At 67.0% G+C, this 24,709-nt stretch carries 24 protein-coding genes and 1 pseudogene; 7 read left to right on the forward strand and 18 right to left on the reverse strand.

What is annotated here, in order from left to right; all coding sequences use genetic code 11:
- Window positions 1-129 precede the first annotated feature (129 nt).
- Window positions 130-537 carry a VOC family protein gene (locus AC5RU7_RS06760; RefSeq protein WP_494051626.1) on the reverse strand — a complete coding sequence of 136 codons (408 nt, stop codon included), beginning with the start codon at window positions 535-537 and terminating at the stop codon, window positions 130-132.
- Between the two features lie 272 nt (window positions 538-809).
- Entirely contained in the window at window positions 810-2,921 is a 2,112-nt protein-coding gene (paaZ, locus tag AC5RU7_RS06765; RefSeq protein ID WP_494051627.1) for a phenylacetic acid degradation bifunctional protein PaaZ, read from the reverse strand.
- A gap of 119 nt (window positions 2,922-3,040) precedes the next feature.
- On the opposite strand from paaZ, the gene AC5RU7_RS06770 reads away from it, so the two are divergent.
- Together AC5RU7_RS06770 and AC5RU7_RS06775 are read left to right on the forward strand one after the other, a co-directional pair.
- Window positions 3,041-3,493 (forward strand): PaaI family thioesterase, encoded by a 453-nt coding sequence (locus AC5RU7_RS06770; protein ID WP_494051628.1) that lies wholly within the window; start codon window positions 3,041-3,043, stop codon window positions 3,491-3,493.
- A 105-nt stretch (window positions 3,494-3,598) separates the two neighbouring features.
- Window positions 3,599-4,306 carry a DUF4397 domain-containing protein gene (locus AC5RU7_RS06775; protein WP_494051629.1) on the forward strand — a complete coding sequence of 236 codons (708 nt, stop codon included), beginning with the start codon at window positions 3,599-3,601 and terminating at the stop codon, window positions 4,304-4,306.
- Between the two features lie 75 nt (window positions 4,307-4,381).
- On the opposite strand, the gene AC5RU7_RS06780 is transcribed toward AC5RU7_RS06775, so the two are convergent.
- From AC5RU7_RS06780 to AC5RU7_RS06790, 3 genes are all read right to left on the reverse strand, one after another.
- Complete coding sequence (locus AC5RU7_RS06780) at window positions 4,382-6,481, reverse strand: S1 family peptidase (RefSeq protein WP_494051630.1); 2,100 nt, start codon at window positions 6,479-6,481, stop codon at window positions 4,382-4,384.
- A complete protein-coding gene (locus tag AC5RU7_RS06785) occupies window positions 6,478-7,176 on the reverse strand; it encodes a tyrosine-protein phosphatase (protein ID WP_494051631.1) in 699 nt (232 codons plus the stop codon). Before AC5RU7_RS06785 ends, AC5RU7_RS06780 begins: the two co-directional genes overlap by 4 nt.
- A gap of 267 nt (window positions 7,177-7,443) precedes the next feature.
- Window positions 7,444-8,052 (reverse strand): GNAT family N-acetyltransferase, encoded by a 609-nt coding sequence (locus AC5RU7_RS06790; protein WP_494051632.1) that lies wholly within the window; start codon window positions 8,050-8,052, stop codon window positions 7,444-7,446.
- 76 nt (window positions 8,053-8,128) lie between these two features.
- On the opposite strand from AC5RU7_RS06790, the gene AC5RU7_RS06795 reads away from it, so the two are divergent.
- Window positions 8,129-8,362 carry a DUF6480 family protein gene (locus AC5RU7_RS06795; protein WP_494051633.1) on the forward strand — a complete coding sequence of 78 codons (234 nt, stop codon included), beginning with the start codon at window positions 8,129-8,131 and terminating at the stop codon, window positions 8,360-8,362.
- A 21-nt stretch (window positions 8,363-8,383) separates the two neighbouring features.
- Here AC5RU7_RS06795 and AC5RU7_RS06800 read toward each other — a convergent pair whose 3' ends face one another.
- The 5 genes and pseudogenes from AC5RU7_RS06800 to AC5RU7_RS06820 form a co-directional block, all read right to left on the reverse strand.
- A complete protein-coding gene (locus AC5RU7_RS06800; protein ID WP_494051634.1) occupies window positions 8,384-9,256 on the reverse strand; it encodes a 3-hydroxyacyl-CoA dehydrogenase family protein in 873 nt (290 codons plus the stop codon).
- Window positions 9,256-10,080 (reverse strand): enoyl-CoA hydratase/isomerase family protein, encoded by an 825-nt coding sequence (locus AC5RU7_RS06805; protein ID WP_494051635.1) that lies wholly within the window; start codon window positions 10,078-10,080, stop codon window positions 9,256-9,258. Before AC5RU7_RS06805 ends, AC5RU7_RS06800 begins: the two co-directional genes overlap by 1 nt.
- Window positions 10,080-11,306, reverse strand: coding sequence for a thiolase family protein (locus AC5RU7_RS06810; RefSeq protein WP_494051636.1), 1,227 nt, complete (start codon window positions 11,304-11,306; stop codon window positions 10,080-10,082). The genes AC5RU7_RS06805 and AC5RU7_RS06810 overlap by 1 nt, the downstream gene beginning before the upstream one ends.
- A gap of 186 nt (window positions 11,307-11,492) precedes the next feature.
- Window positions 11,493-11,672: pseudogene (locus AC5RU7_RS06815) on the reverse strand (pentapeptide repeat-containing protein); the annotation flags it as partial.
- Between the two features lie 132 nt (window positions 11,673-11,804).
- Window positions 11,805-12,263, reverse strand: a complete 459-nt coding sequence (locus tag AC5RU7_RS06820; RefSeq protein ID WP_494051637.1) for an SRPBCC family protein — start codon at window positions 12,261-12,263, stop codon at window positions 11,805-11,807.
- 132 nt (window positions 12,264-12,395) lie between these two features.
- On the opposite strand from AC5RU7_RS06820, the gene AC5RU7_RS06825 reads away from it, so the two are divergent.
- Window positions 12,396-12,572 (forward strand): CsbD family protein, encoded by a 177-nt coding sequence (locus AC5RU7_RS06825; RefSeq protein ID WP_009356651.1) that lies wholly within the window; start codon window positions 12,396-12,398, stop codon window positions 12,570-12,572.
- A gap of 104 nt (window positions 12,573-12,676) precedes the next feature.
- Here AC5RU7_RS06825 and AC5RU7_RS06830 read toward each other — a convergent pair whose 3' ends face one another.
- From AC5RU7_RS06830 to AC5RU7_RS06865, 8 genes are all read right to left on the reverse strand, one after another.
- Entirely contained in the window at window positions 12,677-13,747 is a 1,071-nt protein-coding gene (locus AC5RU7_RS06830; RefSeq protein ID WP_494051638.1) for a DNA polymerase IV, read from the reverse strand.
- A 123-nt stretch (window positions 13,748-13,870) separates the two neighbouring features.
- Window positions 13,871-15,331, reverse strand: a complete 1,461-nt coding sequence (locus AC5RU7_RS06835; RefSeq protein ID WP_494051639.1) for an amino acid permease — start codon at window positions 15,329-15,331, stop codon at window positions 13,871-13,873.
- A gap of 173 nt (window positions 15,332-15,504) precedes the next feature.
- Entirely contained in the window at window positions 15,505-15,834 is a 330-nt protein-coding gene (locus tag AC5RU7_RS06840) for a Rieske (2Fe-2S) protein (protein WP_494051640.1), read from the reverse strand.
- The gene (nirB, locus tag AC5RU7_RS06845) at window positions 15,831-18,347 is read right to left on the reverse strand and encodes a nitrite reductase large subunit NirB (RefSeq protein WP_494051641.1); all 2,517 of its coding nucleotides are present in this window, start codon (window positions 18,345-18,347) and stop codon (window positions 15,831-15,833) included. Before nirB ends, AC5RU7_RS06840 begins: the two co-directional genes overlap by 4 nt.
- Entirely contained in the window at window positions 18,347-18,694 is a 348-nt protein-coding gene (locus AC5RU7_RS06850; protein ID WP_494051642.1) for a molybdopterin oxidoreductase, read from the reverse strand. The genes nirB and AC5RU7_RS06850 overlap by 1 nt, the downstream gene beginning before the upstream one ends.
- A 251-nt stretch (window positions 18,695-18,945) precedes the next feature.
- Entirely contained in the window at window positions 18,946-19,812 is an 867-nt protein-coding gene (locus AC5RU7_RS06855; protein WP_494051643.1) for a metal ABC transporter permease, read from the reverse strand.
- Complete coding sequence (locus tag AC5RU7_RS06860) at window positions 19,812-20,588, reverse strand: metal ABC transporter ATP-binding protein (protein WP_494051644.1); 777 nt, start codon at window positions 20,586-20,588, stop codon at window positions 19,812-19,814. The genes AC5RU7_RS06855 and AC5RU7_RS06860 overlap by 1 nt, the downstream gene beginning before the upstream one ends.
- Complete coding sequence (locus AC5RU7_RS06865) at window positions 20,585-21,559, reverse strand: metal ABC transporter substrate-binding protein (protein ID WP_494051645.1); 975 nt, start codon at window positions 21,557-21,559, stop codon at window positions 20,585-20,587. The genes AC5RU7_RS06860 and AC5RU7_RS06865 overlap by 4 nt, the downstream gene beginning before the upstream one ends.
- 71 nt (window positions 21,560-21,630) lie before the next feature.
- On the opposite strand from AC5RU7_RS06865, the gene AC5RU7_RS06870 reads away from it, so the two are divergent.
- From AC5RU7_RS06870 to AC5RU7_RS06880, 3 genes are all read left to right on the forward strand, one after another.
- A complete protein-coding gene (locus AC5RU7_RS06870) occupies window positions 21,631-22,395 on the forward strand; it encodes a CPBP family intramembrane glutamic endopeptidase (protein WP_494051646.1) in 765 nt (254 codons plus the stop codon).
- Window positions 22,396-22,486: 91 nt separating this feature from the next.
- Window positions 22,487-23,440, forward strand: a complete 954-nt coding sequence (locus tag AC5RU7_RS06875; protein WP_494051647.1) for a 1,4-dihydroxy-2-naphthoyl-CoA synthase — start codon at window positions 22,487-22,489, stop codon at window positions 23,438-23,440.
- Between the two features lie 13 nt (window positions 23,441-23,453).
- Window positions 23,454-24,638: an AMP-binding protein gene (locus AC5RU7_RS06880; RefSeq protein WP_494051648.1), complete on the forward strand. Its 1,185-nt coding sequence runs from the start codon at window positions 23,454-23,456 to the stop codon at window positions 24,636-24,638.
- Window positions 24,639-24,709 lie beyond the last annotated feature (71 nt).

The raw sequence follows: 24,709 nt of genomic DNA on the forward strand, positions 1-24,709 counted from the left end.
GACAAAGCTCGAGGGCCTGAGCCCGGTGCAATACCGTGCTCAGGCCCTCGCGGCTTAGGCTCTTACTTACCCAGTCCAACTTTCGGGGACCAGTTCATTTCCGGGGCGCCCCTGCGTCTTTTGTGATGCCTAGAGCTGGTACTCCATCCTGTCGCCCAGGTTCTCGTGGACGCAGAGGATGTTGTGCTCGGTGTCCATGAACCAAGCGCTCTTCTCCGAGCCCGTGGTGCAGATGTGGTTCTCGGTCTTCAGGTTGGGCAAGTCGTAGTCCTGGAACTGCACGCCCATGGACTCCATCTCGCGGACGGTTTGCTCGATATCCGTCACCTCGAAGCTGAGGGCCGTGTGTTCCGAGTGCTTGCCGTCCCTGACCGGCATCAGCTGCAGCATGGCGCCGCCGTCGATGCCCAGTATTTCGCTTCCATCGTCTGTCATACCGCGGTGCGGGAGTCCAAGTTTCTCGGTGTAGAAACTGTGGGCGCGGGCTGCATCATCGACTGGCAGGATGGTTGTGGCTGATTTCATTCTTAGGGTCATGTGGCCACCTCCTACGGGCAGAATTTTACGCCCCCACCCCCTAAAACGCTCTTCCACTTTTGGCGCCCAAACCCCAAACGCTCTCTCACCTTTAGAGCCCAAAATGCCAATGCCCGCTCACCTATGGTCGCTAAAACCGGAACGCCCGCTCACCTATGGTCGCTAAACACCCAACGCCCGCTCACCTGGGTGAGCGGGCGTTGGGGAAAAGGCAACCATAAGAGAGCGGGCATACCGGGGAAGCCGCCACAAGTGAGCGCGCGTCGGGGTGGTTACTTTTCGACGAGGGTGAGGACGTCGTAGGTGGCCACGATCTCGTCGTTCTGGTTGGTCAGGACGGCGTCCCAGGCCACCTCGCCGTACTCGTCCGTCTCGCGCGGGGTGATCTTCTTGGCGGTGAGGGTGACCCGGATGGAGTCGCCGGCGGCCACCGGGGTGATGAAGCGCAGGTTCTCCAGCCCGTAGTTGGCCAGCACCGGGCCCGGTGCAGGTTCCACGAACAAACCGGCGGCCCAGCTGAGAAGCAGGTAGCCGTGGGCAACGATGCCCGGGAAGAACGGGTTGGCTTCGGCGGCTTCCTGGTTGGTGTGGGCGTAGAAGGTGTCGCCGGTGCTGTTGGCGAAGGCGGTGATGTCCTCCAGGGTGACCTGCCGCAGGTCGGACCGGACGGCGTCGCCGATCCGCAGCGTCTCCAGCGGCTTCCGGAACGGGTGGGTCCCTTCGGTTTCCACGGTGAAGTTGCGGTCGGCCCCGGCGTGCCAGATGCCGGTGACGGCCGTGAGCATGTTCGGCGAGCCCTGGATGGCGGTGCGCTGCATATGGTGCATCACGGAGCGGATGCCGCCCAATTCCTCGCCGCCGCCGGCGCGGCCGGGTCCGCCGTGGACCAGGTGCGGCACGGGCGATCCGTGCCCGGTGGAGGACCGTGCGTCCTCGCGGTTGAGCATCAGCACGCGGCCGTGATGGGCGGCAATGCCCGTTACCAGTTCCCGTGCCACGGCTGGATCGTTGGTGCAGACCGTGGCCACCAGCGAGCCGCTGCCCCGGGCGGCGAGCCGGACGGCGTCGGCCAGGTCCTTGTAGCCGATCACCGACGAAACGGGGCCGAAGGCCTCCAGGGAGTGCAGCGCCTCCGCTTCCGGATCGTTCCAGCTGAGCACGACGGGAGACATGAAGGCACCTTCCTCCACCACCGCGGAGGTGCCGTCGGCGGTGGTGACCGACGGCGAATCCAGCGTTCCGTACGCAAGCTCGCCGCCGGCGTCGAGCATGGACTGCACGGCGGCGCGCACGTCCTGAAGCTGCTCAACGGAGGCCAGCGCGCCCATGGTGACGCCTTCGCCACGGGGGTCGCCGAGCACCACGCGCTCCTGGACCCGCTTGCCGATGGCGGACACGACGGCGGGTACCAGCGCCTCAGGGACGATGGTCCGGCGGATGGCGGTGCACTTCTGGCCCGCCTTGACGGTCATTTCGGTGACCACGGACTTCACGAAGGCATCGAACTCCGGGGTGCCCTCCACGGCGTCGGGGCCGAGGATGGCCGCGTTCAGGGAGTCGGTTTCGGAAGTGAACCGGACGCCGCCCTGGACCACGTTCGGGTGGGACTTCAGGGACAGGGCAGTGGAGGCCGAGCCGGTGAAGGAGACGTAATCGCGGTAATCCAGCACGTCCAGCAGGCCGCGGACTGAGCCGGAGATCAGCTGCAGCGAGCCCTTCGGCAGGATGTTGGATTCGACGATGGCCTTGACCACAGCCGCGGCAACATAGCCGGTGGGGGTGGCGGGCTTGACGATGGTGGGAACCCCGGCGAGGAACGCGGGGGCGAACTTTTCGAGCATGCCCCAAACCGGAAAGTTGAAGGCGTTGATCTGCACGGCCACACCCGGTATGCGGGTGTAGATGTGCTCGCCGGCGAAGGAACCGTCCTTCGAAAGCACCTCCATGGGCCCGTCCACCACCACCTGCGAGTTGGGCAGCTCGCGCCGGCCCTTGGAGCCGAAGGTGAAGAGGACGCCGATGCCGCCGTCGATGTCCACCATGGAATCGATCTTGGTGGCGCCGGTCTGGAAGGAGAAGTTGTAAAAGTGCTCGCGCCGGGCGTGCAGGTACTGAGCGAGCTCCTTGAGCTTGAGCGCACGCTGGTGGAAGGTGAGCTTGCCCAGTTCTTCCTGGCCGGTGCCGCGGCCGTAGTCCACCACGGCCTGCAGGTCCAGCCCCTCGGTGCTCACCTTGGCCAGGATCTCCCCGGTGCTCGCGTCACGGACCGGGACTGCGGAGGAAGAGGTGCCGGCGTCGGGGGTCCACCAGGCATCCTGGATGAAGCTGGGCACTGTCTCCACGGTGTCGACCGTGGCCTGGGGAGCTGTGGCTGTGGTGGTCATCGTTGACGGGTCCTTCCAACAAGGGGGGCAGAAAGGCGGTCAATGATTACTGACCGTCCGTTCGGTAATATAAGAACCATACATGAATGTGCCGTCCGGCAACACCGAAGGAGACTCCCATGAGCACCCCTGTTCCGAATTCCGCCGAGACGCAGGACCACTCCCCCACAGAGCATGAGCTGTGGAAGATCACCCTCGGCGAGCTGGACGAGAAGATGGGGGTGAAGATCGTGGAGGAGTCAGTGGAGCGCGTTGTGGCCACCATGCCGGTGGAGGGCAACAGGCAGTCATTCGGACTGCTCCACGGTGGGGCCTCGCTGGCCGTGGGCGAGGCGGTGGGCTCCTGGGCCGCCGTGATTCACGCCAGCACGATGGGCAAGACGGCGGTGGGCGTAGATGTTTCCGCCACGCACCACCGGTCCGCCCGGGAAGGGCTGGTCACCATCACCGCCACGCCCATCCACCTCGGCGGCACGCTCACCACGCACGAGGTGCTGATCACCAACGAGATCGGCCAGCGGCTCTGCACGCTCCGCATCACCAACCTGCTGATGCGGCGCCACAAGCACTAGCCAGGAAAACTTCCCCCACGCTGCATCCAAAGACTGCACGTCCCCGGTATTGAGCGCGTAAGCACAAACAGCCCGGGCTGCCGGGCATCCTTGAAGGAGTTTGATATGCGCAGAATGGGTTACGCCGCCGGAGCACTTTCCCTGGCCGCCTCGTTGGCCTTCGCCCCTCCCGCCCAGGCCGGCGGTTGGCACCACGACGACGACGGCGCGCTGCTGTCCGTTCTCCATGGTGTTCCGGGCCTGACGGTGGACGTGTGGGTGAACGGGAACCTCACGCTTGATGACTTCACTCCCGGCACCCTGGCAGGGCCGCTGGAACTGGCTGCCGGCGACTACCAGATTGCCGTGACTGCCGCCGATGCCACCTCCGCCAAGAACCCGGTGATCGGGCCTGTGAATGTGCAGCTCGACGAGGGTGGCAACTACACAGCCGTGGCCCACCTCAGCGCCGAGGGCGCCCCCACGGCTTCGCTGTTCGAAAACAGCACCAAGGGCCTGCGCAACGACAGGAAAGGCAAACTGACGGTCAGGCACGTGGCCGCAGCTCCCGCCGTCGACGTGCTGGCTAACGGCGAACCCGTTATCCAAGGCCTCACGAATCCCGATGAAGCTGTGCTGAAGCTGAGGGCCGGCACGGTCTCAGCTGCGGTAGCCGCGGCAGGAACCACCGCCCCGGTGATCGGCCCGGCTGATATCACCGTTGCAGGCGGGACGAACACCATCGTCTATGCCTGGGGAAGCCTGGCCGACGGCACCCTGGCCACGGCCGTGCAGGTGGTTGACGGCGACGACAGGTGGCACGGTCACCGCTGACCGCGGGCAGGAGGTCCGGCCCCGAAGGCTGGCCACATGGGCGGGGGCGCCACAGGCGTCCCCGCCCATCCGAAACTAGGGGACGCGGCGCAGGTTCCGCCGGCGGACCAGGACTGTCAGGAGGATGCCGACGGCGAGCGCCGCCAACGCCGCACCTGCCGCCGGCAGAAGTGCGCTGGTGCCGGTGTAGGCGAGCCCGCCAGTGGAGCCCGCCCTGTACGGGCCCGATGTATCGGCCAGGCCGGCGGGCGGCGTCCCGGTCGGGGAAGGTACGACGGCGGCGCCGCCATCCGAGGGATCCGACGGGGGGACAGGAGCCGGGCCAGCCGGGGCCGGGCTGGCGGGTGCCGTTCCGGTCGGCGCGGGAGCAGGCACCATTGCTGCGGGTTCGACTGGCACCGGAGGCGCGGGCGATTCAGCCGGTGCCGGAGGTGCGGGCTGCTCTTCCGGTACACCCCCAAACTCGAAACTGCTGGTGCCGGAAACACTGAACCCGTTGACCGTCTCGGCGGTGAACCGCAGCTTTCCGCTGCCCCCGGGGATGCTTTCAGGGGCCGTGAAGCTCCAGTTTCCGGCGCTGTCCACCGGAACCTCGAAGGGATCTTCGCCGTCCAGGGTGATCCGGACTGTTGACCCGGCAGCCACGGCGGAAGCCGGTGCGGCGGGAACAGTGCCGCTGACCGGCTGCCCCGCTTCGAAGGTGCCGCCGGGCGCGGGGCTGGTGACGGCAGGTCTGTTGAGGAAGACTTCCAGCTGGTAACCCGGCAGGACAGCCAGGCCCTCGCTAAGGGTCACCGCAATGGCCATGTTCTGGACGACGTTGCCGTTCTCATCCGGGGTGTCGCCGGCAGCATGCGTCCCCACTGCGTAATTGCCGCTGACGTAGGGGCCGCCGGAGTCACCGCCACTGGACTGCACGGCGTAGGACAGGAAACCGCGGAAGGCCCGCAAGTCGGTGGGGTCCGTTGCGTAGCCATGGCCGGGGACAACGAAGATCCCCACCGCATCGATGGTCCCGCAGGACCAGAAAGACGTCCGTCCCGAGCGGCACACCGGCATTCCCGGCACGGGGTCTGCGCTGCCGATGATCTTGACGTCCGGGCCCGGCTCGGCGGGGTGACCCCACGTGCTGGCTGCCGGCAGCGGGTCCACGTCGGTGCGCAGGGACTCGATGACGGAGATGTCGGTGCCCACATTCCCGGGGTCAGTCAGAGCCGTGCCGCCCGGGCCGGTGGCGGTGTTGGGGTCCAGGACCCTCGAGTTGCCCGGGCCGCCGTACTGGCTGAAGCCAAAGTCGCCCAGCAGGCCGGCAGATTCGCCGAGGAAATGCAGGGTTGCGGATTTCGCCGCACCATCGGAGGCACAGTGCCCGGCGGAGAGAACAGCGGGCAGGCCTGCGGGGTCGAAGGCGGAGAAGCCCGTGGAGCAGACCCAGCCGGTGTCGGCGATGTAGCCCACTCCCCCGGGAACGTCCGCTTCGGGCGCAAGCGAGGCGCCGCCGTCGAGCTCCACGTTGGCGTACTTGGCCACGAACTCGGCGGGCGACACCTTTCCGGCGCGGGCCGGAACGGCTGCTGTGCCAGTCCTCTCGGTTGACTCGGGCGTGTTGACGCCGCCGGTGCGGATCACGAATTTCCCGCCGGACGCCAGCACAGCCTGGAGTCCTTCCGGGCCGACCTCGCGCACGTAGGCCTGGAACAGCTGTTCGGTGCTGACGGCCAGTTCCGCCCCTTCGCCAGGGGCAGCTGCGGCGCCAGGATCCGCCAGCCTGGCTTCGGGCGCCGGTGCCTCCACCACCAATTCCGGTATTTGAACAGCGAGCCCGGCCACTTTCGCCAGCAGCTCGGCACCGGACCCTGTCACCACGATCCGGCCGTCTTCCAGCCTGATGCCCACGTACCCCGGGACGTCGCGGAGCTGCACGGCCGCAGCAGCCGCCCGGGAACCAAGCTCCCCAGCCGCGGTGAACTGCTCCGGGGTGAGGCCGAGATCCCGCTGCACCGCTTCGGCGAGCGCCGCTTCCGAAAGGACGGGGCCGCCGTCGGATAGCCCGACGCCGGGAGCCTCAGGAGCCTGGTCCGCCGCCCATGCAGGAGCAGTCACGTAGGCGGAGGACGCCAGCACCCCGGCGACGGCCCCAAGGGACAGGAACCGGGGCAGGCGGGCCGCCCTCATCGGGCCACTCCCATCCCGCACAGGGACAGCACGGCGTCGAGTTCGTCGGTGCTAAGGCCGTTCCGGAGCAGGTAGCCCCGGGTGTCCAGGGTACGGACGAACTCCACCACGGCGGCCCCGCGCCGCTCGAGCAGTGGTGCCAGTTCGGCGTCGTCCAGGTAGCGTTCCCGGTCATGCGGGGGACCGTGGGTCCGGTAGCGCTCATTGATGCCGCGGGCGGCGAGGCGGTAACCCTCGGCGATGTCCTGGTCCGTGTCCCCCGCCAAGTCCTGCACCATGGCGGCCACCATGCCGCTGCGGTCGCGTCCGGCGGCGCAGTGCAGGATCACCCCGCCGCGTTCCGCCCCTGCCGCGAGCGCCCGGAAGACGCCCACCAGCTTTGCGGGGAAGATGCGGGCGTTGTCCGCATAGAAGGCGGGATCGTTGAGGTAGGGACCGCACAGTTCGGTGAAGCGGGGGTGGCCGGGTTCTTCGGTGGGTGCCGAGACGACGGCCATGCCGTGCCATGCGCCGTCCGACACCAGAGGATCGGTGTCCCGGCGGCGCGCCTCCGCGGCATTGCGAAGGTCGACGACGGTGCGGACGCCGTCGTCGAACGCCTGCTGCCATCCCGCCTCCGTCAGCCATTCGCGGCGTCCCATCCGGTAAACGCCGCCGGCCACGTGCCACGCGTTGACAGCACCGTCCCAATCCATGGACCTGCCCGTTTTCGTCACCCGGCCAGCTAATCACACCAGTCACAGGAGACGCACGTCACGATTGGGGAAGAATTAGGGAAATTGCGGGCCGCACGCTGATGACGCCCGCCCGCGCCGGGCGAAACGTACACCTACACGCTTGTGCTTGAGGCGGTGTTCAGCTTCCACCCGAACCCGACTGGCCACGCCCAATACGCGGAGGCTTTGTTGTCTTCAGTAAACCTGCGGCAGCTGGCACGACCGTAGTCCTTTGTTCCAGACCGCCTACCCGCGCCGGGCGAGCCTGTGCTCCAGCCCGGCGCGGACCATGGGCCATTCGTGCTCAAGGATGGAGAACACCACTGTGTCCCGGAGGATGCCGTCGCGGGTCCGGGAATGGTTCCGCAGCACCCCGTCCTGCTTGGCACCCAGCCGCGCGATCGCCTCGCGCGACTGGTGGTTGAGCCAGTGCGTGCGGAACTCGACGGCAGGGCAGCCGATGGTCTCGAACGCGTGCCGGAGCAGCAGCAACTTGGAGTCCGGATTGGTGCCCGTGCCCTGGGCTGACGCCGCGTTCCAGGTGGAGCCGATCTCCACCCGGGGCGTGCCGGCGTCGATATTCATATACGTGGTCATCCCGATGATCCTGCCGGGACCCCCGGTGGCGGGGTCGATCAGCCGGGTGGTGAACGGCAGCATCGAGCCCTCATCCTGCAGCGCCAGGCGGCGCCCGATCTCGTCGGCCATTTCCTCCGGCGCGGGCACCGAGGTATACCAGAGCTTCCACAGCTCACCGTCGGTTGCCGCAGCAACCAGGCCGTCGTGGTGCTCCTCGGCCAGCGGCTCCAGGATTACATGGCGGCCGGTCAGGGTAAGGGGTTCTAGGAAAGTCACTGCACCAGCCTAGGCCCCCTCATCGGTGCCGGTTACGCTGGGACAGCACCAGGACGGCGAGCAAAAGGGAGTTGACGTGTCAGGAACAAATCCGGACCCGGAGGACGACAGGATCACAGGCCTGGAGCCGGGCGGCGGCGTGCCGCCGGGAGAGACCCCGCCCGGCGAAGCCTCCACCGCCGGCCCGCAGGGGCACGACGAGCACGGGACCAAGAAGAGCATCCAGTTCCTGTGGATCGCGATCATCGGGATCGTGGTCCTGCTGTCCTTGCTCTACTTCATCGGCTATATCGTCGGGTTCTTCGACTAGGCAACCGCCTAAAGCGCCGTCCTAGCTGGACCAGTCGTAGAAGCCCTTGCCGGCCTTGCGTCCCAGTTCACCGCGGGCCACCTTGTCCTTGAGGATCTGCGGTGGCGCGAACCGCTCCCCCAGGGTGGAGTGCAGGTACTCAGCAATCCCCAGCCTGACATCCAGCCCCACAATGTCGGTGGTCCGAAGCGGCCCCGTGGGGTGCTTGTAGCCCAGGACCATGGCGGCGTCGATGTCCTCCGGCGAGGCGACGCCCTCTTCCACCATGCGCATCGCCTCCAGCGCGATGGCGACCCCGAGGCGGGAGGACGCGAAGCCCGGGGCGTCGTTGACGACGACGGCGGTTTTGCCGAGGGCCTCCACCCACCCCTTGGCGGCCTGCGCGAGTCCGGGTGAGGTGCGCTCCCCCAGCACCACTTCGATGAGGGTGGACGCCGGGACGGGGTTGAAGAAGTGCAGGCCCAGGAAGTGCTCCGGCCGCTTCAGTTCGCCGGCAAGTCCGTTGACGGATAGTGATGAGGTGTTGGAGGCGAGGTACGCGTCGTCGGCCAGGCGTTCCTCGATGCCGCGCAGGGCGGTGACCTTCAGGTCCCAGTCCTCTGGTACGGCCTCCACCACCAGCTGCCGGCCGGTGAAGGCGTCGTAGTCCACGCCCACAGCCAGCCGTGACACCATCTCATCCAGGTTGGCATCGGTGGCGCCGCGCTCAATGCTCTTGGCCGCTGCCGCCTCGATCCGCTCGCGGGCAGCCTCAGCGGACGGCTCGTCGCGCTCGACCACCAGCACGTCGGCGCCTTTCACCAGGAAGGCATGCGCGATGCCGGCGCCCATACGGCCGCCGCCCAGGACACCAACATGTGAGGGGAGGCCCGGAGCAAGTTGGGGGTTGTTCATCAGTTCTTCTTTCCGGTTTCACTGCCGGCCGCCCGGCCGGATTCCTTGCCAGCCTTCCTGGCGGCGTTCCTGTCCAGGAATTTCTGCATGCGCTCGAACTTCGCCTCGGATTCGAACAGGATCCCCTGAGCCAGCTGGTCGATCAGGGGGTGGGCCTCGGCCGGGGCATGGAACACGGACTTGGTGATGCGGACCGCCAGCGGGTCCTGCCTCCCGATCCCGTCCGCGAGGTGGTGGGCGGCGTCCAGCAGGCCGTCCGGCTCATGGATTTCGGTGATGAGATTGACTGCCAGCGCCTCCTCGGCGCCAAGGACCCGGCCGGCCAGCAGGATCTGCTTGGCCACCGGCTCCCCCACCAGCTCTTTGAGCCGCCAGCTGGCGCCGGCTGCGGCGAGGATCCCCAGCCCGGTTTCGGGATTGCCGATCCGCACGGCGGGGGTGCCGATCCGGAAATCGGCCGCGTATGCCAGTTCCGCCCCACCGCCCAGGCAGTACCCGTCCAGGGCCGCGATCACCGGCAGGGGCAGCTTGGCGATTCGGACGAAGATGGTGGAGTTGATTCCCTGCAGTGCGTCGTCCCGGCGGCGCTCCCGGAGCTGTGCAATGTCCGCCCCGGAGGCGAAGACGCCATCCACGCCGGCGATGATCAGGATTTTGGGGTTCTGTTCCAGCGCGGTGCAGACGGTGTGCAGTTCGTCCACCATCTGCTGGTCGATGGCGTTCCGCACCTCCGGCCTGTTGAGCAGCACCACCACCCGGTCGCTGCGTTCCTCCACCAGGAGGGCGTGAAACTTTTCCGCAGCCAAGTCCACGGCGCCGGGCATCAGACCTTCTCCAGCAGCATCGCGGTGCCCTGGCCCACGCCGATGCACATGGTGGCGAGGCCAATCCTGGCGTCCTCGCGTTCCATCCGGCCCAGCAGGGTGATCGCAATCCTGGCACCGCTGGAACCGAGCGGGTGCCCCAGGGCGATGGCGCCGCCGTCGTTGTTGACGATGTCCGGCTCGAGGCCCAACCGGCGGATGCAGGCAAGGGACTGCGTGGCGAAGGCTTCGTTAAGTTCGACGGCGGCAAGGTCGCCCACGCTGAGGCCGCTGCGCTTCAGGACTTTCTGGGTGGCGGGAACCGGTCCGATGCCCATGATCTCCGGCTCGCAGCCGGCCGACGCGCCGTCGATGATGCGTGCCCGGGGCGTCAGGCCCAGCCGTTCGATGGCGGCCTCCGAGGCCACGATGATCGCGGAGGCGCCGTCATTCAAGGATGAGGAGTTGCCGGCGGTGACCACCGTGCCGCCGTGCGCCACCGGCTTCAGCCCGGCGAGGACATCCATGGTGGTTCCCGGCCGCGGGCCTTCGTCGGTGTCCACCACATTTTGCGATTTGCGGGTCTTCACGGTGACGGGGACGATCTCGTCCTTGAACCGGCCGGCTTCGATGGCGGCGAGGGACCGCTCGTGCGAGCGGACGGCGAAGGCGTCGGCGTCCTCGCGGGAGATGCTGTCCACCCTGGCCACCTCTTCCGCGGTTTCCGGCATGGAGTACGTCATCTTGCCGTCGCGGGACAGGGCACCGTGCTGGAAATGCGGATTGGCGAAGCGCCAACCGATGGAAGTGTCGAAGATCTGGCCCGGCTTGGCGAAGGCGGCGGCGGGCTTCTCCTGCACCCACGGTGCGCGGCTCATGGACTCCACGCCGCCTGCAATCACGATGTCCGCGGCACCGGCCTTGATCATATGGCTGGCTTGGATGATGGCACTCAGGCCCGAGGAGCACAGCCTGTTGACCGTAATTCCGGGAATGTGGAGCGGCAGCCCGGCCAGCAGGGTTGCCATCCGGGCCACGTTCCGGTTTTCTTCGCCCGCGCCGTTGGCGTTGCCCAGGATGACCTCGTCAATGCTGTCCGGGTCCAGGCCCGCCCGGTTTACGGCTTCCCGGACTACCAAGGCGGCAAGGTCATCGGGGCGGACGGACGAGAGCGCGCCGCCGTATTTGCCTACCGGCGTTCGGACCCCGCCAACAAGGAAAGCCTGCGGACCTGCGGTTGCAGCCATGGAAACACCCTTCACGCGATAAACAGCACTGTCATCGGCATCCGGCATCGCGGAATCCTCCACTTACCGACCGTTCGTTCTGTAAATAGTACACGGCAGGGCTGCCGTTGCGTACCTCTGGAGTTTTTGTCCACATCTGGCGACTTTGCCGGCGCGCAGGTCGCCAGATGTGGACAAAAACTCCAGCTAGAGGATGGTGATGCCGAGGTGCGCAGCCAGGAGCGGCGCCAGGAGGCCCAGCTGGTAATCTTCGACCACCATTCCGGCGACGTTGCCCGATCCGCTGATGCCACGGAAATCGGTCCCCCGGAGGTCGAAATCCTTGAGCCTGGCACCCGTTAAGTCAAGGGTGCCGATGGTGCAGCTTCGTCGTATTTCCCGCCGCGCAGGAACTCCGGCGCAGGCTCGTCCGAAAGGTCCTCCAGCACCACCTGTGAAAGCCGGGGCGCTGCGACCCCTGGCCCGGCTTCTTCCGGGCCGCGGGCCAGGCGTCCGCCACTACAGCGACTCAGCCTTCGCTGCAATCTCCGCCAGGTCCTTGGCCAAGGCTTTGCGCGTGGCCGCCAGGCCCATCTTTCCGAAAAGCGCCATCATAATGCGGCTTGCGGCAGTGGGCTTGGCAACCCCTGCCCCGAACGTGACTGTGAGGTCCGTTCCGCCGTCCCGCGGAGCAAGGTTGAAGCGCGTGCTGTAATCCGCACCGCCTTGGACGGCCTTCACCGTGGTGTTGCGGGGCGGATCCACCTGGTCCACCCACATCTCCACGGTTTCCGACCGGCCGAACATCTTCCGGGTTTCCTTCCACCGGGTTCCCTCGCCGTACGGGCCGTCCGTGAGGAGCTGGACCGCCTCCACGCCGGACAGCGTCGCCGCCGAGCCCGGGATGTCCGTGATGACAGACCACACCTTCTCCGGGGCGGCCTGGATGTGCTGGGTGAGCGTGGTGGTTTGTTCCATGGTTCCGAGCCTAGCCCCGGGCACTGACAACCAACAGGCATCCGCCCGCGGATACACGGGCTTGAAATAGTAAGCATGCTTCGTGTTAGGGTGAAGCGGTCAGGTTGATCGACGAAACGAAAGGAGTCCATCATGGGCCTCGGAGACAAGATCGGTAATGCAGCAGAAGACATGGGCGGCAAGGCCAAGGAAGCTGCGGGCAACGCGACTGACAATGACCGCCTGAGGGCTGAAGGCCAGAAGGACCAGGTCAAGGCTGATGCCAAGAAGGTTGGCGAAAGCGTCAAGGACGAGTTCAAGCGCGACTAGTTCCTTGCTGGCGCAGCCGCAGCGAACGGCGTGCTGCAACAGCCAGAAACGGCGGCGGATCCCTTCCGGATCCGCCGCCGTTCTGCTTTCCCGGAGGTTGCCTGTCACCAGCCGCTGCGGGTGGGGGTGTGCCCCTGCCGGGAGTCCCCGGGCATGGACATCTCAGCCCGCAGCCCCAGCAGCCGGATGGGGCGGTCCGGCTCGATCTTCGCCACCAGGTCCAGCGCCCTGGCGAGCACTTCCTCGGGATCGGATGTCTCCGGGATCTTCCGGGCATAAGTCTTGGTGATGAACGGGGCGTAGCGGACCTTCAGGGTCAGACCGACCACCGGCCGCGCCTCGGCCGCCACGTCCTCGAGGACGTGCCCGGCCAGTTCACGGACGGCGGCATCAACCTGCGCGGGCCCGGTCAGGTCCTGCTGGAAGGTGGTTTCCCGGCTGTGCCCCCGTGCCACCCAGGGCGTGTCATCAACTTCCCGGGCGCCGTCGCCGCGGCCCAGCTGTGCGTACCAGGGTCCCATCTTCGGGCCGAACTCGGGAACCAGGTCATCAGGGTTGGATGCCGCCAGCTGGGCGACCGTTTCGATCCCGAGCTTGGCCAGGCGGCGCGAGACCTTGGTTCCCACACCCCATAAGTCGATGGTGGGCCGGCCGCCCATGACGTCAAGCCAGTTGCCCTCGGTGAGACGGAAGATCCCGGCGGGCTTGCCAAAAGTCGTGGCCACCTTGGCGCGAACCAGCGTGTCACCGATGCCCACGCTGCAGTGCAGCCGGGTCTCGGCCAGGACCGCCTGCTGCAGCTGCCGGGCATAGTTGTCCGGGTCCTCCGTCCGCACGCCCACAAACGCTTCATCCCACCCCAGCACCTGGACAGTGGCGTCCGGCTGTGCACGCAGCACCGCCATGACTTTCCCGGACGCTTCAAGGTAGGCGTCCTGGTCCACGGGCAGGATGACGGCGTCAGGGACTTTCCGGGCGGCAATGCGCAGCGGCATCCCGGAGCCGACGCCGTACGCCCTTGCCTCGTAGGACGCCGTGGACACCACCGCCCGCTCGGTGGGATCACCTCGGCCGCCCACAATCAACGGCTTGCCCGCCAGCTCCGGCCGGCGGAGCACCTCCACGGCGGCGATGAACTGGTCGAGGTCAACATGCAGCACCCAGGGTTCTCCCACAAGCCACAGTCTGCCCCCGCCCGGCGCCCCGCACCACCATTTCCCGCACCCCAGCCGGAAAACGCCGACGGCGGGCCCGCCCTCCCCAGGGGCGTCCCGCCGTCGTTTGCTGCTAAGGAATGCTTAGCTGTAGAGCGCGTTCTTGGGCTCGTTGTTCTTGACCTTCTGCCAGCCGAGCCAGAGGAGCACCGCGAAGAACGGGATGGTGGCCAGGGTCCACAGGCCCAGGTAGAACACCTCGCCGGTCTTGCTGGTCATGGTGTCGAAGCCGATCAGCACGGTGATGGCCAGCAGGCCGAGCAGGCCGGCCCAGCTTGTCCACGGCGATCCGGGCATCGGCAGGCTGGAGGTGACGCCCTTGCGGTGGCGGAGCACGATCTGGCTGGCGAAGATGGCACCCCAGGTGAAGATCACGCCGATCGATGCGGTGTTCAGGGCCAGGTCGAACGCGTGCGAGCCGCCCAGCCAGATGTTCAACAGGATGCCCACCAGGTAGAACGCCGCGATAGCCAGGATGGCTGCGTACGGGACGTGCCGCTTGGACATCCGGGTGAGCCACTGCGGGGCGTGGCCGTTGTTGGCCATGGTGCGGAAGACGCGGCCGATGGAGTACAGGCCGGAGTTGCAGGAGGACAGCGCGGCGGTGATGACGATCATGTTCATCACGTCACCCACCCAGGCCAGGCCCATCTGGCCGAAGACCGTGACGAACGGCGAGGTGCCGGCCACGTACTGGTCGGAGGGCAGCAGCATTGCCAGCAGGGTCACGGAACCGACGTAGAACACCACGATGCGGAGCACGACGGCGCGGATCGCCTTGGGCACTTCGCGTTCCGGGTTCTGCATCTCGCCGGCGGTGATGCCCACGAGTTCGATGCCGTTGTAGGCGAAGATCACGGCGTTGAGGACCAGGACCATTACCAGGGCGCCCTTGGGGAACATGCCGCCTTCGGCAGCGAAGAGGTTTGCCACGGAGGCGTTGCCGTCGCCCACCTGGGCGTTGGTGACCACCATGAAGGTACCGACCACCAGGAAGATGAGGATGGCGCCCACCTTGAGGCAGGAGGCCCAGAATTCGAATTCGCCGAACGCCTTGACGCTGAGCAGGTTCACTGCCACCAGCAGCGCCAGTGCCGCCATGGCGGAGGCCTCCACCGGGACGTTGGGGAAGAAGAACTGGAAGTACAGGCCGATCGCGATGAGCTCGGCGATGCCGGTCATGCCCCAGTTGATGAAATACATCCAGCCGGACAGGAACGCGCCCTTCTTGCCGAACATCTCGCCGGCATAGCTGACGAACGAGCCTGAGGTCTGGCGGTACATGATGAGCTCGCCCAGCGCCCGCATCAGCAGGTAGGCGATGACGCCGGCAATGGCGTACGAGAAGATCAGGGCCGGGCCGGTGGAGGCGAGGCGGCCGCCTGCGCCCATGAACAGGCCTACGCCGATGGCGCCGCCCATGGCGATCATGGTGACATGGCGCCTGCCCAGCGTCTTGCTGTAGCCCTCGGCGCTGAGGGAGGGATCGACGGCGGTGGATGGTGCCGTGCTGTTCTGGAGATCTGTTGGGGTACTTTGAGGCACAACTGTTCCTAGTGGGTTGGGGGTTGGCCGCATCCGGAATACGATGTAATTCAGCTCACAAATTCGGTGTTCTGCTCCTGCAGCTACAGTTTATGAGTCCAAACCCTCGTAAAGCCGAAGCTTCGCGCGGCCTGTCCATCCTACAAGACACCAGGGGTGTTACGTGACGTGGGCTACAGCCGCTCCGTCTCCAGGAGCAGATTCTGCTGCCCGTCCAGGCCCACCCGGTAGCTCTGCAGCGGGTCCATGCCGGTGGTGGAGCAGCCGGTGGCGAGGTCGAAGGCGTGCTGGTGCAGGGGGCACATGACCACCTGCCGGTCGATGGTGCCGTCCGCGATGGGTCCTCCCCGGTGCGGGCAGACGGCCGAAACTGCGCGCACGGAACCGTCCCGCAGCCGGAAGACCGCCACCTGCATCCCGTCGACGCCGAAGGCCCGGCCTTCCCCGACCGGGATCTGGTCCACGGGGCCGAGGTTGTGGATGCGCGCCTGCGTGCCGCTCATCGGACCGGCACCTGCGGCAGGGCCGTCAGCGGCAGCGAGGTCCGGAACTGGCCCGGCGTCTGGGGGTCGTCGCGTTCCCGCCACGGATCCGCGTAGCTGTCCACCGAAGCCTGCATGGCCTCGTCCAGGCTGCCGGCGATCCCCTCCGAGTCCTCGACGATCACGGCCCGCAGGTGTTCGATGCCCACCCGCGGCACGAACGAGTACGTCCGCTCCAGCCAGTTGGCATGCTCGCGGTAGTACTGCATGAACCGGCCGGCCAGGACCATGACCTCGTCCTGGCTCTCCACCGTGGCCAGCAGGTCGCCCTTGCGGATATGGGCGCCAGCTGCTCCGCCGACGTAGATCTCCCAGCGGCCGCCCTCAACGGCCACCACGCCGACGTCCTTGACCAGGGATTCAGCACAATTTCGCGGGCAGCCGGAGACCGCCAGCTTCAGCTTCGCCGGTGACTCCAGCCCCTGGAAGCGGGATTCGATCCTGATGCCGAGTGCGGTGGAATCCCCCGTGCCGTAGCGGCAGAAGTCCTGACCCACACAGGTTTTGACGGTGCGGAAACTCTTGCCGTACGCGTAGCCGGAGGGCATGTCCAGGTCCGCCCATACCTGCGGCAGGTCCTCCTTGCGGATGCCCAGCAGGTCGATCCGCTGCCCGCCCGTGAGCTTGATGAGCGGCACGTTGTGTTTCTCCGCAACGTCGGCGATGCGCCGCAGCTGCTCGACGCTGGTCACGCCGCCCTTCATCTGCGGCACTACGGAGAAGGTTCCGTCCCGCTGGATGTTGGCATGGACACGGTCGTTGATGAACCGGGCATCACGTTCATCGATGTACTCGCCAGCCCACATCATCTTCAGCAGCGAGGCCAGGCCCATCTTGGACTTCGCGTCCTCCTGGCCGTCCGGCGCCAGGGCCTGGAACACCTGGGAGACGGACCGCAGCCCCAGCCTCCGGATTTCGGCCATGAGCGCGGGCTTATCCAGCGGGATGCCGGGCACGTAGTAGTTGGCGGCGGGGTCCTCCTCGACTGCTCCCCCGGCAGCCCATTCCACCACCTGGCCCACCAGCAGTTTGCAGGAGCCACAGCCCTTGCCGGCGCGCGTGGCTTCCATGGCTCCGGCCACCGTGGTGCAGCCGCCCTTCACGGCCTCCACCAGCGCGCCCTTGCTGACGCCGTTGCAGTTGCAGACCTGGGCGCCGCCGTCGAGCTCCTCTACGCCGGTTTCCCCGCCCGGCGTTCCAAGGTCGAACATCAGGCCCAGCCGCTCCTCCGGCAGCGGCAACCCGCTGCCGTACGCCTGCGCGAGGTAGGCGACCTTGCGGCTGTCGCCCAGGAGCGTGGCCCCCACCATCTTGTTGTCCCGGAGCACAATCGACTTGAACACCCCGCGGCTGGGCTCGGAGAAGACAATGTGTTCGTCCGTGTCCAGTTCCGGCCCGTGCAGGCCCATCGAGGCCACTTCCACCCCAGCCACCTTCAGCTTGGTGGTCGTCCGGGTCCCCAGGTACGCCGACGACGTGTCGGCGCCCGTTACGTGGTTGGCCAGCACCACCGCCTGCTCCCAGAGCGGGGCCACCAGGCCGTACACCTCGCCGCGGTGCTGGACGCATTCCCCCACGGCGTAGATCTCGTCCTCGTCCTGGACCCGGAGGGAATCGTCCACCACGATGGCCCGCTCCACCGGCAGCCCGCTGAGCACTGCCAGGTCCACGTTCGGGCGAATCCCAGCCGCCATCACCACCATGTCGCACTCGAGGTCGGCCCTGTCACGCAGCCGGACCCCGGTGACCCTGTCCGTTCCCAGCACGGCTGTGGTGCGGCAGCCGGTCAGTACCCCGATACCCAGGGCCTCGACGCTGCGGCGGAGCACTGCCCCGCCGTCGGGCCCCATTTGGGCGCTCATGAGGTGCCCGCCAGAATGGACCACGTCCACTGACACGCCGTGGCGCCGGAGGCCGGAGGCGGCCTCGAGCCCCAGCAGTCCCCCGCCGATCACCACGGCATGCCGGGCATGGCCGGTCCGCGCGTGGGCCAGCATGTTCCGCGTGTCATCGATGGTGCGGAACCCGAAGATGCCCTGTTTAAGGGACCCGGCGGGAGTGTACAAACCGTCCATTGGCGGCAGGTGGGAACGGCTTCCGGTGGCGATCACCAGCGTGTCGTACGGGGTCACCCTGCCGTCGCTGGAGTGCACGTTCTTGGCGAAGCGGTCGATCCTGTCCACCCGGACCCCGGCGTGCAGGGTAATGCCGTTCTCCTGGTACCAGGACAGGGGGTTCAGGAGGATCCCGGCATCGGTTTCCTCGCCGGAGAGGACATGGCTGAGCATGATCCGGTTGTAGTTCCCGTAGGGCTCGTCCCCGAACATGGTGATGGTGAACATGCCGGCGCCGCCGCGCGCCAGAATCTCCTCCACGGCCCGGGCCCCTGCCATCCCGTTGCCGATGACCACCAGGCGCCGGCGCTGTTCCCTTCCGGTACGCAGGGTCCGGGGGTTGACCAGGACCGTGGCCATCAGTGCTCCACCATCCCCAGGTCGACCACCACGGTTCCGGCCACGCCCTCCGGCGCGGCCACGTGCAGTTCAATGGCCGTGCCGCCTTCGATGTCCTCCACCACCCGCAGGGGAACGTGGACCTCACTCTTCGCGCCAATGGGGAAGTAGCGCATGGGGACACCGTTGCGCATGAGCACCACAGCGATCAGTTCCGGGCTGGAATTGCCGCCGCGGAAGTACAGCGTCTGGTTGACCACGCCGTCCGGGACGTAGTGCAGGAGCTCGCTGTGGATGGGCACGGGCTTTTCCATCCCGGCACCCTGGAAGGAGTAGATGCCCTGCAGGAAGAGATTCTGGGTCAGCACGGGAGGATCCTTTCGGCAGCACAACAACTGGCACTGCCCATCCTGCGCCGCCGATGTTTCAGCACGCCGGTTCCACCGTAAAGATCCCTTTACGCCAACCTCACCATTTCCGGAGGTGCCCGGCTAGGACCCCAAGTGGTGTGACGGCACCGGGCCGCGTGCCGCCGTCGTAAGCCATTTCGACGGTTCCCTGCAGACTCGACGGCGGGAAACGTCGAGCGGGCAGGGAACCGTCGGAACGGAAGCGGGAATCACACCGCCAGTGCAGCCGCTTTACGGCGCCGGGCCTTTGCCAGCCGGGTCCCGATCAGGCCCTGCCGCGGGCTGAAGAGGTAGACGGCGCCGAACACCACGCCCTGGGTCAGCACCACCATGGCCCCGGAAGCGGTGTCCAGGTAGTAGCTGATGTAGATGCCCGCCACGGAGCAGAGGGCCGAGATGGTGGGCGCGATGACCAGCATTCGGGAGAACCGGTCGGTCAGCAGGTAGGCGGTGGCCCCGGGGATGATGAGCATGGCCACCACCAGCACCACGCCCACGGTCTGCAGCGCCACCACGGACGTCAGGGCGAGCAGGCCGAGCAGGAGCGCGCCGAGCCGGCGGGGCGAAAGCCCGATGGCATGCGCATGGGTGGGGTCGAAGGCGTAGAGGGTGAGGTCGCGGCGCTTGAGGATGAGGATGGCGAAGGCCACCACGCCGAGCACCAGCACCTGGATCAGGTCCGGGACGCTGACGCCGAGGAGGTTGCCGAAGATGATGTGGTTGAGGTCGGTCTGGCTGGGCGTGACGGAGATCAGCACCAGGCCCAGCGCGAACAGCGAGGAGAACACGATCCCGATTGCGGCGTCTTCCTTCACCCGGCTGGTGTTGCGGACCACCCCGATCAGGGTGACCGCCACCAGCGCGAACACCAGCGCACCCAGCGCAAACGGGGCGCCCACGATGTAGGCAAGCACGACGCCGGGCAGCACCGCGTGCGAAACGGCGTCGCCCATGAGGGACCATCCGATCAGGACCAGCCAGCAGCTGAGCACGGCACAGACGACGGCGGCGAGCGCGGTGGTGACGATGGCCCGGACCATGAAGTCATAGGACAGGGGTTCGAGGAGGAGCTCCATCAGGCGGTCCGCTCCTTCCGGGCATCCATGTCCTGGTCCGGCAGATCGCGGTTCAGCACGTCCAGGCCGAAGGCCATCGCCAGGTTCTCCGGCTGCAGCACCTGCTCCGGCGGCCCGTGCATGAGCACCCGGTGCATCAGCAGCACGGCCTCGTCGCAGAGCTGGGGCAGGGCGTGCAGGTCGTGGGTGGACACCAGGATGGTGCAGCCGTCGGAGGCGAGCTCGCGGAGCAGCCGGGTGATGGTGGCCTCCGAGCGCTTGTCCACGCCGGCGAAGGGTTCGTCCAGGAGCATGGTGGTGGCCCCCTGCGCGATCCCCCGCGCCACGAACGCGCGTTTCTTTTGGCCGCCGGACAGCTGGCCGATCTGGCGCCCGGCGTAGCCGCCCAGTTCCACCCGGTCCAGTGCCTCGTCGACGGCGGCGCGGTCGGCTTTGGACGCGCGGCGGGTGAAGCCCTGGTGCCCGTAGCGGCCCATCATCACCACGTCGCGGACGGACAGCGGGAACTGCCAGTCCACCTCCTCGCTCTGCGGCACATACCCGATCCCGCCTTCCCGGCGGGCCCGGCCGGGTGACTGCCCGTTGATCCGAACAGTACCGGCGTCGGGCTTGATCATGCCCATGATCACTTTGAACAGCGTGGACTTGCCGGAACCGTTCATGCCCACCAGGCCGCAGATCCGGGCGGGATCCAAGGTCAGGGAGGCGGCATCCAGCGCCAGGACCTCGCCGTAGTGGACGGTTACGTTGTCAACGAGGATGGCGGGGGTGTTCATGACCCGGCTCCGGTGAGGGCCTTGGTGATGACGTCGGCGTCGTGCCTGATGAGGTCCAGGTAGGTGGGCACTGGGCCGTCCGCTTCGGAGAGCGAGTCCACGTAGAGGGTGCCGCCGAACTTGGCGCCGGTGGCACCCACCACCTGCTGCATGGGGGCGTCCGAGACGGTTGACTCGCAGAACACCGCGGGAACGTTGTTGGCCTTGACGTACTCGATGGCCCGGGTGATCTGCTGCGGGGTGGCCTGCTGCTCGGCGTTGACGGCCCAGATGTAGAGCTCTTTCAGCCCGGCGTCGCGGGCCAGGTAGGAGAATGCGCCCTCGCAGGTGACCAGGGCGCGCTGCGCCTCCGGCACTCCGGCCAGGCGGGTGGTCATCTGGTCCTGCACGGCCTGGAGTTCTGCCTTGTAGGCGTCACCGTTGGCTTTGAAGGCCTCGGCGTTGTCCGGATCCAGCTCCGAGAAGGCCTTCACCATGTTGTCCACGTAGGTTTGTACGTTCAGCGGCGACATCCAGGCGTGCGGGTTCGGCTTGCCCTGGTAGGCGTCCTCGCTGATGTTCATGGGTTCCACGCCCTCACTGACCACGGCGTGCGGCACGTCCAGCCCCTCCACGAACTGGGCGAACCAAGCTTCCAGGTTCAGCCCGTTATCAAGGATGAGGTCGGCTTTGGACGCTTTCCGGATGTCCCCCGGCGTCGGCTCGTAGCCGTGGATCTCGGCGCCCGCCTTGGTGATGGACTCCACCGTTAGCTTGTCCCCTGCAACGTTCCGGGCGACGTCGGCCAGCACAGTAAAGGTGGTCAGGACCACCTTCTTGCCGTCGTCGCCGTTGCCGGCGGCGCCGCCTCCGCAGGCGGTGAGCAAGAGGGAAAGCACGACGGCTGCAACGGCCGCGGCGCGGAGGCGCAGCCGCTGTGTGGTGCTGGTCCGGGCGGCTACTTTGGCGCACCGAAACGTAAATTTAGGCATACCGAACATTTTACGCGAAGCAGGTTTCCGCGGGCAACGCACCCTGCCCTGCCCCGGGATAGGCTGAAACCATGGCAACCGCCCATCGCATTCCACCTGCTCCGCAGCCACAGCTGTACCGGTTTACTCCCCTGGACTTCACCGCAGTAGGGCTTTTCGTGGCGATCGCCGGATTCTTTGCATTCGGGGGTGGCCTTCTGGCCCCCTTCCTGCGCCAGGTTGCCCCCTCCCCGGCGGCCGTATCCTACGCGGCAAACCTGTTGTGGTTTGGTTCGGTGGGGATCGTAGCGGTTGTGGCGGCCCGGCGGGTCGCAAGCAGGGACCTCCGGGTCCTTGCCACCCGGCCATGGTTCACCCTGCTAATGATTCCAGCGGCAGTGGTCGCCATGATGGTCTTCACGGCGCTGGTAGTGACTGTTGGTGGAGAAGTACAGACGTCAGCAAACCAAGCGGGTGTGCAGTCGCTGATCCAGCAGGTTCCTGCCTGGCTCATGGTTCCGCTGTTGGTGCTTGTAGGGCCCTTTGTCGAGGAGTACATCTTCCGGCACCTGCTGATCGGCAAGCTCAGCCGCCGTGTCAACATCTGGGTCTGCTGTGCGCTGTCCGTGTCCCTGTTCGCGGTCATGCACATGATGAGTCAGGGGACCATCACACTGACGGTGCTGCTCCCATACCTGGCGATGGGCGCCACCCTGGTGTTCGTCTACGTCTGGACCGGGAAAAACCTGATGTTCTCCTACTTCGTCCATGCCGCCAAGAACCTACTGGCCGTCGTCTTTCTCTACGCCATCCCGCCGGAGCTGTACGACCAGCTCCAGCAGGGCGTTCCGGCCTAGGTGCCGGTACGGACCGTCAGGACCGCGCTTTTGGCACCCCGGTGGGCAAACGGGTTCTGCATCAGCGAAGCCTGATTACTACACTTGGACGGTGAGCAACCAGATCCCCGCCCCGGTGTCCGACGTCTTCGATCCCACCCGCTGGCGCGTGGTGTCCGGCTTTGAAGACTTCCAGGACATGACCTACCACCGCCAGGTGGAGCGGGATTCCGACGGCGGCTGGGTACGTGACCTGCCGACGGTCCGGATCGCCTTCAACCGGCCCGAAGTCCGCAACGCATTCCGGCCGGGCACCGTGGATGAGCTGTACCGCGCCATGGACCACGCGCGGATGACCCCGGACGTGGCCACCGTCCTGCTCACGGGCAACGGCCCCTCCCCAAAGGACGGCGGCCACTCGTTCTGCTCCGGCGGTGACCAGCGGATCCGCGGCCGGGACGGCTATAAATACGCCGACGGCGAGACCCACGAAACCATCGACCCCGCCAGGGCCGGCCGGCTCCACATCCTGGAAGTCCAGCGGCTGATGCGGACCATGCCCAAGGTGGTCATCGCCGTCGTCAACGGCTGGGCGGCAGGCGGCGGACACTCGCTGCACGTGGTGGCGGACCTCACCATCGCCTCCCGCCAGCACGGCAAGTTCAAGCAGACCGATGCCACCGTGGGAAGCTTCGACGCCGGTTACGGCTCCGCGCTCCTGGCCCGCCAGATCGGGCAGAAGGCCGCCCGGGAGATCTTCTTCCTGGCCCGCGAATATTCCGCTGAGGACATGGTCCGGATGGGCGCCGTGAACGAGGCCGTGGACCATGAACGCCTCGAGGAGGTGGCCCTGGAGTACGCGGCTGACATCGCCCGCCAGTCGCCGCAGGCCATCCGGATGCTGAAGTTCGCCTTCAACCTTGCCGACGACGGCCTGGCCGGCCAGCAGGTGTTCGCCGGTGAAGCCACCCGGCTGGCATACATGACGGACGAGGCGGTGGAGGGCAAGGAAGCCTTCCTGCAAAAACGCGACCCGGACTGGTCCTCCTTCCCGCACTACTTCTAAGGCAGGCGCGGCAATGAGCAGCGGTCCCCTCAACATCGAACCGGCCCTGAAGGCCCTGGCGGCCGCCCTCCATGGCGAGGGCCCCGCCGTCGAACTTTCCATCGCCGGGGACGGCTCCCTGGTGGTGGGCCACGTTGAAACGCCTGGCTGCGACGATGCGGTGGCCGTGGTCCGCACCTCCGGATCCACCGGAACGCCCAAGGCGACGGTCCTCACCGTGGAATCGCTAGCCGCGTCCTCCATGGCCACGGCGCTGGCGCTGAAGGGTGAAGGGCAGTGGCTGCTGGCCCTGCCGGTGCAGTACGTGGCAGGCATCCAGGTGCTGGTGCGTTCGCTGTTCGCCGGCACGCGCCCCTGGGTTATGGACATGTCCGGCGGGTTCACGCCGGAGGCTTTCACAGCCGCGGCACTGGAGCTGACGGACAAGATCCGCTTTACCTCACTGGTCCCCACCCAGCTGCAGCGGCTCCTTGATGACCCGTCACCCGAAACCCTGGCGGTGCTCCGCCGGTTCAACGCCGTCCTCCTGGGCGGGGGTCCGGCGCCTGAGTCCCTGCTGGACGCTGCCCGGGACGCCGGCGTACGCGTTGTCACCACCTACGGGTCCGCGGAGTCCTCCGGCGGCTGCATCTACAACGGCTACCCCCTGGAAGGCGTCTCCGTCCGGGTGGACGGGGACGGCCGCATCCTGCTGGGCGGCGACACCATCACCGCCGGCTACCTTGAGGCGCCGGACCAGGAGTCCGGCACCTTCTTCGAGGAGGACGGCGTGCGGTGGTACCGCACCAACGACCTCGGCAGCATTGACGACGACGGCCGGCTCACCGTGCTGGGCAGGATGGACGACGTGATCATCACCGGCGGCATGAAAGTCTCCGCTCGGCACGTGCAGGAGGAACTGGAAAAGTCCGACGGCGTCACGGCCGCGTTCGTGGCCGGCGTCCCCTCCGCGGAGTGGGGCCAGGCCGTGGCCGCGTATGTTGCCCTCGCGGACGAACCCGCCGCCCCGGGTGCCGCCGGTTCGGTCGCCGCACCGGGGGAACGCGCCGTCGTGCTTGAACAGGAATGGCACCGCAGGTTGGGGGTGCTGGCGCCCAAAACCGTGCTGGCCGCCTCCGCCCTGCTGATGCTGCCCAACGGCAAACCCGACCGGGTTGCCATGACCGCCGAACTCAGCGCCCTGCACCAGGGAAAGTAGAGTGGACCTGCACCAAAGCGGCGGGTGCGTGCTTTCCGCCCCGCCGGACTCCCGATTCAATACGAGGTACT

The sequence above is a fragment of the Arthrobacter sp. K410C genome, from assembly GCF_059090105.1.